The sequence below is a fragment of the Brachybacterium huguangmaarense genome, assembly GCF_025725725.1.
In the GTDB taxonomy this organism is placed as follows: Bacteria; Actinomycetota; Actinomycetes; order Actinomycetales; family Dermabacteraceae; genus Brachybacterium; species Brachybacterium huguangmaarense.
In genome coordinates, this window is the sequence record NZ_CP107020.1 from 806616 (window position 1) to 821895 (window position 15280).

General features: G+C 71.1%; 7 protein-coding genes and 1 CRISPR repeat array (1 of these 8 running past the window's edge). Of the genes, 3 read left to right on the forward strand and 4 right to left on the reverse strand.

The window, feature by feature from the left end:
* A CRISPR array of direct repeats spans nucleotides 1–5501; the repeat unit is 28 nt; unit sequence GTGCTCCCCGCGCGAGCGGGGATGAGCC; it begins 2294 nt to the left of the window's first position.
* Nucleotides 5502–5748: 247 nt separating this feature from the next.
* On the reverse strand, nucleotides 5749–6333 hold the full coding sequence (locus tag BRM3_RS03495; protein ID WP_263594715.1) for an AAA family ATPase: 585 nt from the start codon (nucleotides 6331–6333) through the stop codon (nucleotides 5749–5751).
* 419 nt (nucleotides 6334–6752) lie between these two features.
* Nucleotides 6753–8153: an MFS transporter gene (locus BRM3_RS03500; protein WP_263595386.1), complete on the reverse strand. Its 1401-nt coding sequence runs from the start codon at nucleotides 8151–8153 to the stop codon at nucleotides 6753–6755.
* Nucleotides 8154–8518: 365 nt separating this feature from the next.
* On the opposite strand from BRM3_RS03500, the gene BRM3_RS03505 reads away from it, so the two are divergent.
* The 3 genes from BRM3_RS03505 (at nucleotide 8519) to nhaA (ending at nucleotide 13104) form a co-directional block, all read left to right on the forward strand.
* Nucleotides 8519–9793, forward strand: coding sequence for a M20/M25/M40 family metallo-hydrolase (locus BRM3_RS03505; RefSeq protein ID WP_263594716.1), 1275 nt, complete (start codon nucleotides 8519–8521; stop codon nucleotides 9791–9793).
* Between the two features lie 429 nt (nucleotides 9794–10222).
* Nucleotides 10223–11740: a sodium:proton antiporter gene (locus BRM3_RS03510; protein ID WP_263594717.1), complete on the forward strand. Its 1518-nt coding sequence runs from the start codon at nucleotides 10223–10225 to the stop codon at nucleotides 11738–11740.
* Nucleotides 11737–13104 carry a Na+/H+ antiporter NhaA gene (gene nhaA / locus BRM3_RS03515; RefSeq protein ID WP_263594718.1) on the forward strand — a complete coding sequence of 456 codons (1368 nt, stop codon included), beginning with the start codon at nucleotides 11737–11739 and terminating at the stop codon, nucleotides 13102–13104. Before BRM3_RS03510 ends, nhaA begins: the two co-directional genes overlap by 4 nt.
* 191 nt (nucleotides 13105–13295) lie before the next feature.
* Here nhaA and BRM3_RS03520 read toward each other — a convergent pair whose 3' ends face one another.
* A complete protein-coding gene (locus tag BRM3_RS03520; protein WP_263594719.1) occupies nucleotides 13296–13703 on the reverse strand; it encodes a universal stress protein in 408 nt (135 codons plus the stop codon).
* A gap of 48 nt (nucleotides 13704–13751) precedes the next feature.
* The gene (locus BRM3_RS03525) at nucleotides 13752–15248 is read right to left on the reverse strand and encodes an APC family permease (RefSeq protein WP_263594720.1); all 1497 of its coding nucleotides are present in this window, start codon (nucleotides 15246–15248) and stop codon (nucleotides 13752–13754) included.
* Between the last annotated feature and the right edge of the window lie 32 nt (nucleotides 15249–15280).

Sequence of the window (15280 nt, forward strand, 5' to 3'; positions counted from 1 at the left end):
CATCCCGGATCAGCCACTCACCACACGTGCTCCCCGCGCGAGCGGGGATGAGCCCACGGACCGGCATCGTCATGCGTGTTTCCTACAGTGCTCCCCGCGCGAGCGGGGATGAGCCCTCCGGCAGCTCGACCCGTGACGCGATCGACCGGTGCTCCCCGCGCGAGCGGGGATGAGCCTGCCACCGACCTGCTGGCCCCCGAAGCGGACCGGTGCTCCCCGCGCGAGCGGGGATGAGCCCCACATGATGTCAGCGGCCGCACCACGCAGGGCGGTGCTCCCCGCGCGAGCGGGGATGAGCCCGGGTAGGGGCGGGTGCTGTACTTGACGGTGATGTGCTCCCCGCGCGAGCGGGGATGAGCCGCCCCCGACGAAGGTCGAGGGCGGGGGCGGTGGGTGCTCCCCGCGCGAGCGGGGATGAGCCGTGAGTGCATGGCGGTCCAGTCGGGGTGAGTGAGTGCTCCCCGCGCGAGCGGGGATGAGCCGCGGGTCCACCGGGAGACGGCCGAGGACTTCAAGTGCTCCCCGCGCGAGCGGGGATGAGCCGATGATGTCGCGCGACCTCCGCAAGACCGTCATGTGCTCCCCGCGCGAGCGGGGATGAGCCGCTCCACGTCAGAGCCGGCCCATTCCTCGGTGAGTGCTCCCCGCGCGAGCGGGGATGAGCCCCGACGTCGACGACCGCACCTACTCGAAGCAGGGTGCTCCCCGCGCGAGCGGGGATGAGCCCACCGTGGTCGATGCCGCCCTTGTCGATGACCTGTGCTCCCCGCGCGAGCGGGGATGAGCCCGGTCGCGATCAACGACCGCACCGCCCTCTACAGTGCTCCCCGCGCGAGCGGGGATGAGCCCAGTAAATCGGCTGGTAAACGGCATTTTGTAGCGTGCTCCCCGCGCGAGCGGGGATGAGCCGTCCTGCCCGATGGTGACCTGCAGCGTGTAGGAGTGCTCCCCGCGCGAGCGGGGATGAGCCGTGTTCAAGCGCCTCGGCGCCCTGGAGACCCCCGTGCTCCCCGCGCGAGCGGGGATGAGCCGGAACCGCCACCATGGCCGCCCTCTACGATCACGTGCTCCCCGCGCGAGCGGGGATGAGCCGGTCCAGCCCCTCAGCGAGCAGGAGACCAACGCGTGCTCCCCGCGCGAGCGGGGATGAGCCGAAGTCCGATGTGGCTGCTTACGGCACCACGCCGTGCTCCCCGCGCGAGCGGGGATGAGCCGCCGTTCATCAGCGACTCAGTCCCGTTCTTCCCGTGCTCCCCGCGCGAGCGGGGATGAGCCGGTTGGCGCCATTGGGGCGGGCGTCGCTATCGGGTGCTCCCCGCGCGAGCGGGGATGAGCCCCCGATGGCATGGAGCACCGGTGATCTGATCACGTGCTCCCCGCGCGAGCGGGGATGAGCCTCTTGTTCCACGCGTGACTGATACTGTCCTTCAGTGCTCCCCGCGCGAGCGGGGATGAGCCCGCGGCCCCGCACGCGTGACACTGCCACATGTCGTGCTCCCCGCGCGAGCGGGGATGAGCCCGCGACGGTCGAGGGCGCCCCGGGGAAGTATTGGTGCTCCCCGCGCGAGCGGGGATGAGCCGGCTACAAGAACACGTTCAACGTCGAAGAGACGGTGCTCCCCGCGCGAGCGGGGATGAGCCGTCGCGGCGGAGTTCTACCAGGCGCCGCGTTCGGTGCTCCCCGCGCGAGCGGGGATGAGCCTCCCTGGACGGTGAGCCCCGTCCAGTTCGGCTGGTGCTCCCCGCGCGAGCGGGGATGAGCCGTGTTCAAGCGCCTCGGCGCCCTGGAGACCCCCGTGCTCCCCGCGCGAGCGGGGATGAGCCGCCGGTAGGGATGACGCCGGCGGCTGTCCAGGTGTGCTCCCCGCGCGAGCGGGGATGAGCCCAGACTGATCCCCTGCCGCGCGAGTGCAACTCAGTGCTCCCCGCGCGAGCGGGGATGAGCCGAGGTCATCGACAAGGGCCTGTCCCCGAAGGCAGTGCTCCCCGCGCGAGCGGGGATGAGCCGCGCGAAGCCCTGTACGGGGCGTGGGGGAGGTCGTGCTCCCCGCGCGAGCGGGGATGAGCCCCGGGGGGCGATCAGTGCTGGCGGCTCGATCGAGTGCTCCCCGCGCGAGCGGGGATGAGCCGTCGAGACGCGGTGGAAGAGCCTCCTGGATGAAGTGCTCCCCGCGCGAGCGGGGATGAGCCCTAACGTCCCCGTAAACCACTGAACGATCACAGGTGCTCCCCGCGCGAGCGGGGATGAGCCCACGTTAGTGAGCTTGTCACCAATCGCGCTTGCATGCTCCCCGCGCGAGCGGGGATGAGCCCAACCCGTTCATGCCCGAAGCGCGACGCGAACCGTGCTCCCCGCGCGAGCGGGGATGAGCCCCTCGGCGCATCCATGGGGCTCGCCCCCGCCGAGTGCTCCCCGCGCGAGCGGGGATGAGCCTCCGCCGGGGAAAATGATGACGGTGGTTGGGGTGTGCTCCCCGCGCGAGCGGGGATGAGCCCTGGCGATGGCCGCCGCGTCGTACCAGGACGTGGTGCTCCCCGCGCGAGCGGGGATGAGCCCACGGACGGGTACGTGAACGCTCTCGTCGTCACGTGCTCCCCGCGCGAGCGGGGATGAGCCCATGGCGCAATGTCAAACCGGCCTACTCGTCAGGTGCTCCCCGCGCGAGCGGGGATGAGCCGGATCCTGGGCGGCCTTCTGTTCGGGCTGGGCGGTGCTCCCCGCGCGAGCGGGGATGAGCCGGCGTCGCGGGCGTCGCGCACACCTTGGTCGGCGTGCTCCCCGCGCGAGCGGGGATGAGCCGGCTCCCGACATCACGTCAAGGGCGGGGCGGGGGTGCTCCCCGCGCGAGCGGGGATGAGCCGGCGGACGTGCAGATCCTCCGGGACGAGACGCTGTGCTCCCCGCGCGAGCGGGGATGAGCCCGCAGCCGACACAGACGAGGTTCCTGCTGATGGGTGCTCCCCGCGCGAGCGGGGATGAGCCGGTCCTTGGGTGGCGGCCCGGCATGCGCCCCCTGTGCTCCCCGCGCGAGCGGGGATGAGCCCCCGTCAAGCTGGATACGACGAGCGAGCGTATCGTGCTCCCCGCGCGAGCGGGGATGAGCCCAACGGGGCGTGGAAGCGGATCCGCGAGATCACGTGCTCCCCGCGCGAGCGGGGATGAGCCGTGGACGTCGATGCCCTGCTCGGTGGTGCGGTGGTGCTCCCCGCGCGAGCGGGGATGAGCCCTTGCCGCCCTGGGCCTTCACGGGGGTCCCGGAGTGCTCCCCGCGCGAGCGGGGATGAGCCGTCCACGTTCTGCGTGAACTTGTACTCGCCGTAGTGCTCCCCGCGCGAGCGGGGATGAGCCGCTCGGCTCCTGCCCCCGGACCGTGCGCACCAGGTGCTCCCCGCGCGAGCGGGGATGAGCCCTCGGCCGCCGTCTCACGTATCTGCTTCGCGATGTGCTCCCCGCGCGAGCGGGGATGAGCCCAGGTAGAGAGCCCCAGCCAGAAGCGTGACCCCGTGCTCCCCGCGCGAGCGGGGATGAGCCCGGCGGTAACGCGCCGGCGTGGCCGACCTTCCTGTGCTCCCCGCGCGAGCGGGGATGAGCCCGCCTCCGTGCTCGACGTCGCCCGGCTGCTCGGGTGCTCCCCGCGCGAGCGGGGATGAGCCCTGGCCTGGGCGGACGGGAGGTCGGTCTGTGCGGTGCTCCCCGCGCGAGCGGGGATGAGCCCACCGTCGTCCATGACGAAATCCTCCGCGAGTCGTGCTCCCCGCGCGAGCGGGGATGAGCCGGACGCCTTCACGGTGCTTCCTTCTACCCAGCCGTGCTCCCCGCGCGAGCGGGGATGAGCCGGTCCTGCAGATCGACGGGACCGGCCAGGAGCGGTGCTCCCCGCTCGAGCGGGGATGAGCCGTTGACGATCAGCCAGAGGATGATGACGGTGATGTGCTCCCCGCGCGGGCGGGGATGAGCCCGCGAACGAGCACGAGGCACCGCAAGCGAACGCGTGCTCCCCGCGCGAGCGGGGATGAGCCGGACAAGGCCGGGTTCGTGGTCGATGTTCTCTCGTGCTCCCCGCGCGAGCGGGGATGAGCCCCGGCGCGACGTGCGCTGCGACTTGCCCTCCTGGTGCTCCCCGCGCGAGCGGGGATGAGCCGATGCCGGAGGACGCGGGCGACGGCTGCCCCTGGTGCTCCCCGCGCGAGCGGGGATGAGCCCTGCGAGAGGGACTTCATGAGCTTGAGCCAGTCGTGCTCCCCGCGCGAGCGGGGATGAGCCTTGATCGTGCCCTTGAACGACGGGCCGGTGTCAGTGCTCCCCGCGCGAGCGGGGATGAGCCGTTGCGCCTGAACGTCTGCGGATTTCAGCATCTGTGCTCCCCGCGCGAGCGGGGATGAGCCCCACTTCGCCGAAAGCCTCCACCTCGCGTTCATGTGCTCCCCGCGCGAGCGGGGATGAGCCCTGGCAGGACGCAGCAGAGGCGGGGCCGTCCTCGTGCTCCCCGAGCGAGCGGGGATGAGCCGTGTCGTGAACTGCGCGACAGACGTCACCGGCAGTGCTCCCCGCGCGAGCGGGGATGAGCCGGCTCATTGAACAGCGTTAGCCGGCGCCCCGCAGTGCTCCCCGCGCGAGCGGGGATGAGCCGACCGAGACGCTCCACGTGATCCGTGAGGTCTCGTGCTCCCCGCGCGAGCGGGGATGAGCCAAGACCCTCGACTTCAGCTCGCTGTCGGGCTTCGTGCTCCCCGCGCGAGCGGGGATGAGCCCAACCCACGAAACAACTCTGAGCCTCGGCACACGTGCTCCCCGCGCGAGCGGGGATGAGCCGTCCGCGTCGTCGGCCGCGATCCAGTCCTTCTTGTGCTCCCCGCGCGAGCGGGGATGAGCCCCGTTCGCCTGGGTAGTACTGGGCGAAGTCCGCGTGCTCCCCGCGCGAGCGGGGATGAGCCTATGCCACGACTCCCACAGCGACATCGGCGGGGGTGCTCCCCGCGCGAGCGGGGATGAGCCGGACCGCCGCGATACCGCGGAGGCCACGGAGTAGTGCTCCCCGCGCGAGCGGGGATGAGCCTAGACGCAAGCCGCTGATGGGCGCGGCCCCTCGGTGCTCCCCGCGCGAGCGGGGATGAGCCCTGGTGGGACACGATGCCGTCTACGGGCGTGCCGTGCTCCCCGCGCGAGCGGGGATGAGCCCTTCTCATCGCTCAGCGCATCTCGCTCAGCAGCGTGCTCCCCGCGCGAGCGGGGATGAGCCGAAGAGCTCGGGGTCGACGTCGAGGCACTGCGAGTGCTCCCCGCGCGAGCGGGGATGAGCCCTCATGATCCGTCTCCTGTCTTGTGTGGGGTGGGTGCTCCCCGCGCGAGCGGGGATCAGCCGACGTCGCCCTCGAGACCGCCGTCAGCGGACTCGTGCTCCCCGCGCGAGCGGGGATGAGCCCTGGCCGGAGATCATCACCGAGCAGAGATCATCACCGAGCAGTACGAGAAGTGCTCCCCGCGCGCGGGGGGATGAGCCCTCGTAGAGCTCGGAACCCATGTTGAGTGTTGTGCTCCCCGCCCGAGCGTGGGCCGGCCCACCAGCCTCAACCACCCTCGACGTGGCGAAGCATTCCCGCCTGAGCGAGGACACACCGCAGCCTCGATCCGGCTACGGCACCCAGCCCTGCCCTGTTCCCCACGCGCACCCGGGCACACCTATGCGCAACAGGGAAGGCTTTGGCACAGCACACGGCAGCGAAGGACTCCGGAGCACCACTCCGCGGTCAGACAGCGCCATCGAACTCGGCGCCACTCTGCGCACAGCCAGGCTCGATCCACCCCGCCACCGAGAGGATCTCGCGCGCGATGTCGCTCACGGAACGTCCGTCCGTGTGGACGCGATGCGCGGTGCTCTCGGCGTCGAGTCGTGCAACCGCCTGCCGGCTGCGCTCGATGTGCTCGTCCAGCGCAGAGCCGATCTCGCGCTGCCCCAGGCGCTGGGCCGCCGTCTCGTCGCTCGCGGTGAGGAGCACACCGAACGGCCGGAGATCGGTGCCGAGGGTGACGGCGAGCGTGGGGATCTCGAGCACGGAGACCGTGTTGGTGAAGATGAGACGTGAGTACCCGATCGCGCGATAGTTCGCCCACATGGCCGCGAGATTCCGCTCCGCGAGGTCGATGCCCTGTCGCCACGGCTCCGGATGCGCCTGGTCGAGGTTGTCCCCCTCGATCACGGCGTGCCGGATGTCCGCGCGTGCCAGGATGCGCGATGCCTCGGCCGCCACGGAGGTCTTGCCGACCCCCGATCGACCGCCGAGGATGATGACATCGGTATGGGTCTCTGCGAGCACCCGGACATCGTCGCCCATCGCGAGCTCCGAGACAGCCCGATATTCACCTCTCCCTCCGGCTTGCCGTCAGCTCGAGGACACCTCGGGCCCCTCGCCGCGTCCAGGACGAGAACGAGGGCGACGGCGCTCACGAGCGCCGCTGCGAAAAGGAAGAGCACCACGGCAGGACGGCGCGGACCGGTCGCGACCTCGCCGCACCGGCGGCTCGCCCGGCCCCGGCCACGGCCCCACGCACGATGGATGAGCCCGCTGGCGGACCATCGCCGGCCGAACACGGTCCGTCAGCAGACTCGAGCTACCCGTGACCTGCCAGCCCCCGGGCACATCCGAAGTAAGAGCCCGCTGGCGGACCATCGCCGGCCGACCACGGTCCCCCAGCGGACTCATAGCCCCGGGCCCGAACGCCCCCTCAGGCGCCCTCCGCCCGTCCCAACCCCTCACCGCCCCGTCGCGTCGAGCGCCTCTCCCTCGGCCGCGACGGCCTCGGCGCCGTAGTCCGACGGCTCGGACTCGGGGATCTCGGTGCCGTGCAGGGAGGCGCCCGCGGTCTCCTTGAGCGTGAACAGGGCGATGATGCCGATCATGCACGAGGCCATCATGTAGACGGCCGGGAACTCGAGGAACCCGGTCGCGCTCACGACGCCCTCGTTGATCATCGCGGCGGTGCCGCCGAAGATCGAGGTCACGACGTTGTAGGTGACGGCGAAGCCCGCGAACCGCACCTGCGCGGGGAACATCGCCGGGAACGTCGCGGAGATCGTCGAGAGCTGCGGGATGTACACGAGGCCCAGCACCGCGAAGGCGAGGATCGCGAGCGCGAAGCTCACGCCCATGAGCATGTACATCGGCAGGGCGAGCAGGAGCAGGCCGATCAGGGAGAACGCCCACATCTTCTTGCGCCCGATGCGGTCGGACAGGCCGCCGCAGAACGGGATCAGCGCCATCATGGCGAGCTGTCCGATGAGCACCACGATCAGCGAGCGGTCCTGGGCCAGGCCGATCTTGGTCTCGAGGTAGGCCGGCATGTACGTCAGCAGCGTGTAGTTCACGATGTTCAGCGGGATCACCAGTCCGGACATGGTGAGGATCGGCCGCCAGTACTCGCGCAGCAGATTCTTCAGGCCGCCGACGGCGCTCTCCTGGGCCTCACCCTCGTCCTCGAGCTCCTGGAAGACAGGCGTGTCCTCGAGGCGCGAGCGCAGGTAGAGGCCGATCGCGCCGAGCGGGAGGGCCACGAAGAACGGCAGGCGCCAGCCCCAGTCCATCATCGCGTCCTCGCCAAGCACGGCCTGCAGGGTCAGCACCACGACGGTGCCGAGGGCGAAGCCGCCCAGGGTGCCGAACTCGAGGAAGCTGCCGTAGCGGCCGCGCCTCTTGTCGGGCGCGTACTCGGCCATGAACGTCGCGGCGCCGCCGTACTCGCCGCCCGTGGAGAAGCCCTGGACGAGCCGCAGCACGGCCAGCAGGATCGGCGCGAGCACCCCCACGCTCTCGTAGGTGGGCAGCACGCCGATGAGGAACGTCGCGGCCGACATCAGGATGATCGTGAGCGCGAGGACGTGCTTGCGCCCGATGCGGTCGCCGAGCGGGCCCCACACGAAGCCGCCGAAGGGGCGGGCGACGAACGAGATGGCGAGGAAGGCGAACGTCCAGAACAGGGCGCTCGCGCTCCCCGGCGGGAAGAAGTGCTGGGCGATGTACACGCTGACCACGGCGTAGGCGCCGTAGTCGTACCACTCGGTCGCGTTGCCCATCGCCGAGGCGGCCACGGCCTTGCGGATCGTGCGGCGGTCCGGCAGCTCGTGGAAGGGGATCTGCCCGTCGTGGCCCTCGACGATCGCGGTCGCCTCGTCGCTGAGGTCGGTGGTGTCGAAGCCGCCCTCGGCAGGCGGTGCGGCGGGGGCGGGGATGCCGGGGTCGCCGGTCCCCCGGTCGGTCGGATGGGCGGGGCCGTTCGCAGGTGGCGTCACGATTCTCCGTCGGGTCGAGCGCGCGACGCGACTCGGGTGGAGGCGTCGGCGCGAGATGGTCTTCCGGTCCTGAAGCCGTTCCACGGTAGGCAGTCGAACCCGGTCCCGCCACCTGTCACATGCCGACATGCGCCGCGAGAGGCACCGTCGCCGCAGGTCAGAGGCGACCTTGAACAAATCCCGACCACGGCCCGCCCACGGGCGAGGACGATCACTCTCCTAGAGTGGGCATCATGAACGACTCCCTCCCGACGACCCCTCGCGAGCTCATCGACGCCCTCGTCTCGCTCGACACCACCTCGGCGGCGGGCAACCGCCCCGCGATCGACCTCCTGGAGCGGGTGTTCGACGCCGCGGGCGCCGAGATCCATCGTTTCGACGAGGACGACCCGAGAAACGCCAACCTCGTGGTCGTGTTCCCCGCGACGACCGAGCAGGCCTCCGGCTCCGCGTCGGAGGCGGCGGCGGACGAGGCCACGCGCCTGTTCGTCGATCCGGAGGACCCCTCGCGACGCGGTGTCCTGATCGCCGGGCACGTGGACTGCGTGCCCGTGACCGGGCAGAGCTGGACCACCGACCCGTTCACGCCCACCGAGCGCGACGGCCGTCTGTACGGGCGCGGCACCGCGGACATGAAGTCCTATCTCGCGATCGCGGCCGCCCTCGCCCCCCGGTTCCAGGAGGCCACCCGCAGCGTGCCCGTCTACGTCGCGGCGACCTGGGAGGAGGAGACGAGCTGCGACGGCGCACGCCGCCTCGTCGAGCAGCTCGAGTCCCTCGACATCCGTCCCGCCATCGCCCTCGTCGGCGAGCCCACCTCGATGCGCGCGGTCCCGGCGCACAAGTCGATGAACTCCCTGCGGGCCGAGTTCCGCGGCATCGCCGCCCACTCGAGCCTGCTGCCGCGGGGTCTCAACGCGATCCGCTACGCCGCCGAGTTCACCGCCTTCTTCCACCGCGAGGTGATCGACGACTTCCGGGAGAACGGCCCGCGCGACGAGGCCTTCCCGGTGGCGTGGTCGACCGGCGGCGTGAACCGCATCGACGGCGGCAACGCCGTCAACACGGTGCCCGCGCTCGCCGAGGTGTTCCTCGAGTTCCGGGCGCTGCCCGAGATCGACATCCGCGAGGTGGTCGACCGCATCCAGCACAGGATCGACGAGATCGACGCCGCGATGCGCGAGGCCGTGCCCGACGACCCCGCCGACCCGGCCGCCGCGCGGTCCGTGGGCGCGAGCCTCGAGCCCCTCAACCTGCTCTACGGGCTCGACGGCTCCCCCGACGGCCCCGCCGCGACGGCCGCGGTCGCCCTGGGCGCGGAGCGCACCGAGGACAAGGTCACCTACGGCACCGAGGCCGGCATCTACGAGCACGCGGGCATGCAGGCCGTCGTCGTCGGTCCCGGAGACATCGCCCAGGCCCACGGGCCCGACGAGTTCATCGACCTCGACCAGATCGACCGCTGCGAGGAGTTCTTCACGCGCCTGCTGGCGGTCGTCTCGGCCTGAGGCCCGGCCCGGGCCGGCAGAGTTACGCCCCCACGTGGGGCGTGGTCGAGGCTCGCGCAGCCCGCGCGACCCCGGACCGTTGCGCCCACCGCTGTGGGCGCGGGCGTCGCGGACAGACGGTCATGCCGGCCGCACCCGACCCCGCTGGCGGACCGCCGCGTCGCCGGCACGGTCCGCGAGCGGACGCGACCGCGCCTGCCCGACCGTCTCGCGCGGCACCGAGCCCCGTGCGGGCCCCTTCGACCTCCGTACGAGCCGCGCGACGCCGTCCTCACCTTCTGTCCGCCGCGGACGGCGGGGCGCGAGTACGGTGCTCCGTGCCACACTGGGCCCCTGGTGAGCCGGGAAGCCTGGTCGGCACGGGGCGCATGACGCGCCCCGTTCGTCCGTCGTGCTGCCCCAGCACACCCCGATCGGCAGGAGTCGCTCATGACCTTTCCGGCCTGGACCGTCGCGCCCTTCCTCCTGATGCTCGCGGCGATCGCGATCGCTCCTCTCGTCCCTGCCCTCGCCAGGCTCTGGGATCGCCCGCGCAACCAGCTCGTCTACGCGCTCGTGCTCGGCCTCCCCGTGGCCATCGGGGTGCTCGTCGCCGGCGAGGGACATCTGGTCACGCACGCCCTCGTCGAGTACGCCCAGTTCATCGTGCTGCTGTTCGTGCTGTTCGTCGTCGCGGGCGGGATCTTCCTGAGCGGAGACATCCGCGCCACCCCGCGCACCAACAGCACGTTCCTGGCGATCGGCGCGGTGCTCGCGAGCTTCATCGGCACCACCGGAGCCGCGATGCTGCTGATCCGGCCGCTGCTGAACACCAACGCCGAGCGCAAGCACGTCGCGCACACCGTCGTGTTCGCGATCTTCATGGTGGCCAACTGCGGCGGCCTGCTGACCCCCCTCGGCGACCCGCCGCTGTTCCTCGGCATGCTGCGCGGCGTGCCCTTCGCGTGGACGTTCTCGCTGCTGCCCCAGTGGCTGTTCGTCAACGCGCTGCTGCTCATCACGTACTACTGCCTCGACCGGCGCCTCGTGGCCCGGGAGGCACCCGAGGACGTCGAGATCGACCGCGCGAACGTGACGCCGCTGCGGCTCGTCGGCGGCTCCTCGGTCGTCGCCTTCGTCGTGATCATCCTGACGGTCGCGTTCGTGCCGTCGGTCGACGCGACCGAGCTCGCCGAGGGGCACCTGCACGGCTGGGGTCTCGTGCCGTGGCGCGAGATCGTGATGCTCGCGGTCGCGGCGGCCTCGTTCCACCTGGGCGACAAACGGGTGCGCTACGAGGACAACCGCTTCTCGTTCGCGCCGATCGCCGAGGTCGCCGCCCTGTTCATCGGCATCTTCCTGACCATGATCCCCGCGCTCGAGGTGCTGCGGAACGTCGCCCCGCGGCTGCCGCTGAACGAGGTCACGCTGTTCGTCTTCACGGGCGGCCTCAGCTCCGTGCTCGACAACGCCCCCACGTATGCGACCTTCTTCGAGATGGCCTCGCAGCTGCCGGGCGCGCCGCGCGTCGCGGGAGTGCCCGAGTCGATGCTCGTCGCGATCTCGCTCGGCGCGGTGCTGTGCGGCGCCCTCACCTACATCGGCAACGGCCCCAACTTCATGGTCAAGTCCGTCGCCGAGTCCCAGGGTGTCGTGATGCCGACCTTCGGCGGCTACGTGCGCCGCGCGTTCTTCAACCTCGCGCCCGTGCTGCTGGCGCTGCTGCTCCTGTTCATCGCCGAGCCGATCTGGGCCAAGGTCCTCGGCGCCCTTCTCACCGTCGCGATCCTCGTGCGCGCCATCGTGCTGGCCCGCTGGGGGCACCACACGGCCCCCACGCCCGATGAGGCGGAGAGTCTGCGGGGCGCACGCACGGGGCCCGAGCCCGACGGTCCCAAGCACACCGGTGCCATCCCCGTCGTGGACGCGGATGGCGACGACCCGACCACCACGGAGGCCCACGCATGAGCGATTCGCGCTCCCCCGTCTCGAACCCCGCCCGCACCCGCACGATCCTCGCGCGCGGCACCTATCGCGAGTACCGCCGCATCGAGCAGATCATCACCGCCGAGAGCACGGGCGGCCTGATCCTGCTGGTGGCGACGCTCGCCGCCCTGGTCCTGGCCAACTCCCCCGCGGACTCCGCCTACTTCGCGCTGCGGGACGTGCATCTGGGGCACGACGTCGGTCCGATCCACCTGGACCTGTCGATCGGCCACTGGGCCGCCGACGGGCTGCTGGCCGTCTTCTTCTTCCTCGCCGGACTCGAGCTCAAGCAGGAGTTCGTCGCGGGCGATCTGCGGGACCCCGGCACGGCGCTCGTGCCCGTCGTCGCGGCCGCGGGGGGTGTCGCGGTGCCAGCGATCATCTTCACCGTCATCAACCTGTTCGGCCCCGCCGAGGCCCTCGGCGGGTGGGCGATCCCTGCCGCGACCGACATCGCCTTCGCCGTCGCCGTGCTCGCGGTGCTCGCCAAGAACCTCCCGGCGGCCCTGCGCACGTTCCTGCTCACGCTCGCGATCGTCGACGACCTCATCGCGATCCTCATCATCGCGATCTTCTACACGTCCGATCTGCGACTGGGGTTCCTCGCGATCGCGGTCATCCCGATCGTCGTCTACCGCCTACTGGCCACGCGCGCCGAGTCCCTGTTCCGCATCTCCTACGCCGCCGCCTGGTACCTCCTGCTGCCGCTGGGCCTCATCACCTGGGTGCTGTTCTACAACTCCGGGATCCACGCGACGATCGCGGGCGTCGTGCTCGCCTTCATGGTCCCGGTCCGCCCGCGGTCGCGACTGGGCGCGGACCACTCCCTCGCCCAGACCTTCGAGCACCGCTTCCGGCCCCTGTCCTCGGGGTTCGCGGTGCCCGTCTTCGCGTTCTTCAGCGCCGGGGTCGCGGTGGGCGGTCTCAGCGGACTGCTCGAGGCGTGGCAGTCCACGGTCGCGCTCGGCGTGATCGTCGGCCTCGTGTTCGGCAAGATCGCCGGGATCCTCGGGTCCACGTTCCTCGTCACGCGCCTGCGCCGTGCGAACCTCGACCCGGACATCCGCTGGGGCGACCTGCTGGGCGTGGCCGCCGTCGCGGGCATCGGGTTCACGGTCTCGCTGCTCGTGACCGAGCTGAGCTTCGCGGCGGACGACCCGCTGCACGACCAGGCCAAGATCGGTGTGCTCACCGCCTCCGTGCTGGCGGCCGTGCTCGGCGCGGCCATCCTGGGGCCGCGCAGCCGCCGCTACGCGAAGATCGCGGCCGCCGAGCGGGTCGACGCCGACGACGACGGCGTGCCCGACGTGTTCGCCCCGGACGAGGACGCGCCGACGACGAGGTGATCGAGCTCTGCGCCGTGGTCGCCGCCGTCGAGGGATGGCGGCCACGGCGCAGAGCTCGATCCCCGATGACGGCCTGATCGCAGAGCTCGACGCACCGAGGACGGCGATGCAGACCGTCATGGCATACGCCGGCTCCCGACCCCGGCGACGCTCACCTCAGAGGGGCACCGCGCCGACGGGCCCGGGAGCTCTCAGAAGCTCGGCGGCACGAAGCCCTTGGGCTTGACGCACACGACGGGGCACGGCGCCTCCATGATGACGCGCTGGGACGTCGAGCCCAGCAGCATCTTGCCGATCGGCGTGCGCTTGCGGATGCCGAGGACCACCATGTCGATCTCGCCCGACTCCGCGGCCGCGAGGATGTCGTCGGCCGGGTCGTCACGGCGCGGCACGACGCGCAGCTCGTAGTCGATGCCGGACTCCTCGAGGCGCTGGGTGAGCGGACGGTCGTCGGTCACGGCCGAGGCCTTCTTGGGGTCGGCCCCGCCTTCGGAGGCGAGCACGAGCACGGAGGCGCCTCTCTCCTTGGCCTCCTGGAGGGTGAAATCGAACGCCGCCTCGGCGGTGGCGCTGGGGACGTAGGCGAGCAGGATCTTCATCGGGACTCCCGGGGTGGTGGCGGTCGAGGGGGTCGGGCTCGGGTCGCGTCAGTCGCGGCCGATGTCGTCCGGGTGGCGGAATCGCGTCGTGCGTCCGCGCACGGCGGCGTTGTACAGGTACGTGATGACGTACAGCACGAGGCCGACGGCCAGCAGACCGCCCGCGATCACGTAGTTCTGGGTGGGCTGGGCCAGCGGGGTGACGAGCAGGAACGACGTGATCGCCCCGATGAACGGCAGCACCGTCGGGGTGCGGAAGTGCCCCGGCTCGCCCGGATCCTTGCGCAGGACGAGGACCGCGATGTTGACCATGCCGAACACGGCCAGCAGGAGCAGCGCCGTGGTGCCGCCGAGGGCGGCGATCGTCTTCTCCGCGAGCACGTAGCGCACGACGAGCACGAGCACGATCGCGAGCCCGGTCGAGAACAGGACGCCCGCGTACGGGGTGCGACGGCCCTTGAGGACGCCGCTCAGGAAGCCGGGCAGGACGCCCTGCTTGGCCATGCCGTACAGCAGGCGGGAGGCCATCATCATGTTGATGAGCACCGTGTTGGCCACGGCGAAGATCGAGATGAACGCGAAGATCGTGTCGATCGGGAAGTCCGGGGCGCCGTGGGCGACCACGGACAGCAGCGGGGTGGACGCTGTGGTGAGCTCGCCGATCGGGACCACGGCGACGGCCGTGACGGAGACCAGCACGTAGATCACGCCCGTGATCGACAGGCCGCCCAGCAGCATCTTGGGGAAGTTCTTGGCGGGGTCGACGGTCTCCTCGGCCATGTTGACCGAGTCCTCGAAGCCGACCATCGAGAAGAACGCGAGGGCGGTCGCGCCGATCACCGCCATGAACATGCTCTTGTCCTCGGGGGACTCGAAGATGATGACGCGGGAGAAGTCGGCGTCGCCGCGGCCGATGGCCAGGAAGCCGATGATCAGGACGAGCGCGAGGCCGGACAGCTCGATGAGGGTCAGGACCACGTTGAGCTTGACCGACTCGGAGACGCCGCGCATGTTGATGCAGGCCACGAGGCACAGGAACACGAGCGCGATGCCCGTCGCGGTCTGCGTCGCGACGCCCTCGCCGAGGCTCTCGTCGAGGCGGAAGGCCTTGAGCACGTTCTCCGCGAGGAAGATCGCGCTGTTGGAGGCCGAGGTGATGCCCGAGGACAGCACCGCGAACGTCACCATGAACGTGACGAAGTGCAGGCCGAACGCCTTGTGCACGTAGAGGGCGGCGCCCGCGGCCTGCGGGTACTTGGTGACCATCTCGACGTAGGAGAGGGCGCTGACCATCGCGACCAGGAACGCGATGATGATCGGCAGCCAGCCGGCGCCGCCCACCTGCCCGGCGACCTGGCCGGTCAGCGCGTAGACGCCGGTGCCGAGGATGTCGCCGACGATGAACAGCAGCAGCAGCTTGGGCGTGATCGCCCGCTTGAGCTCGGGCTGGTCGCCGGAGACGTCGCCGATCGGCCCGTCGGTGCGGAGGTGGCCGTCGGCGGTGCCGTCGGTCGTCGGGGAAGGGTTTCCGGGAGCGTCGTTCATGGCGGGACTCCTCGCGGGGATCGGGGGTTCGG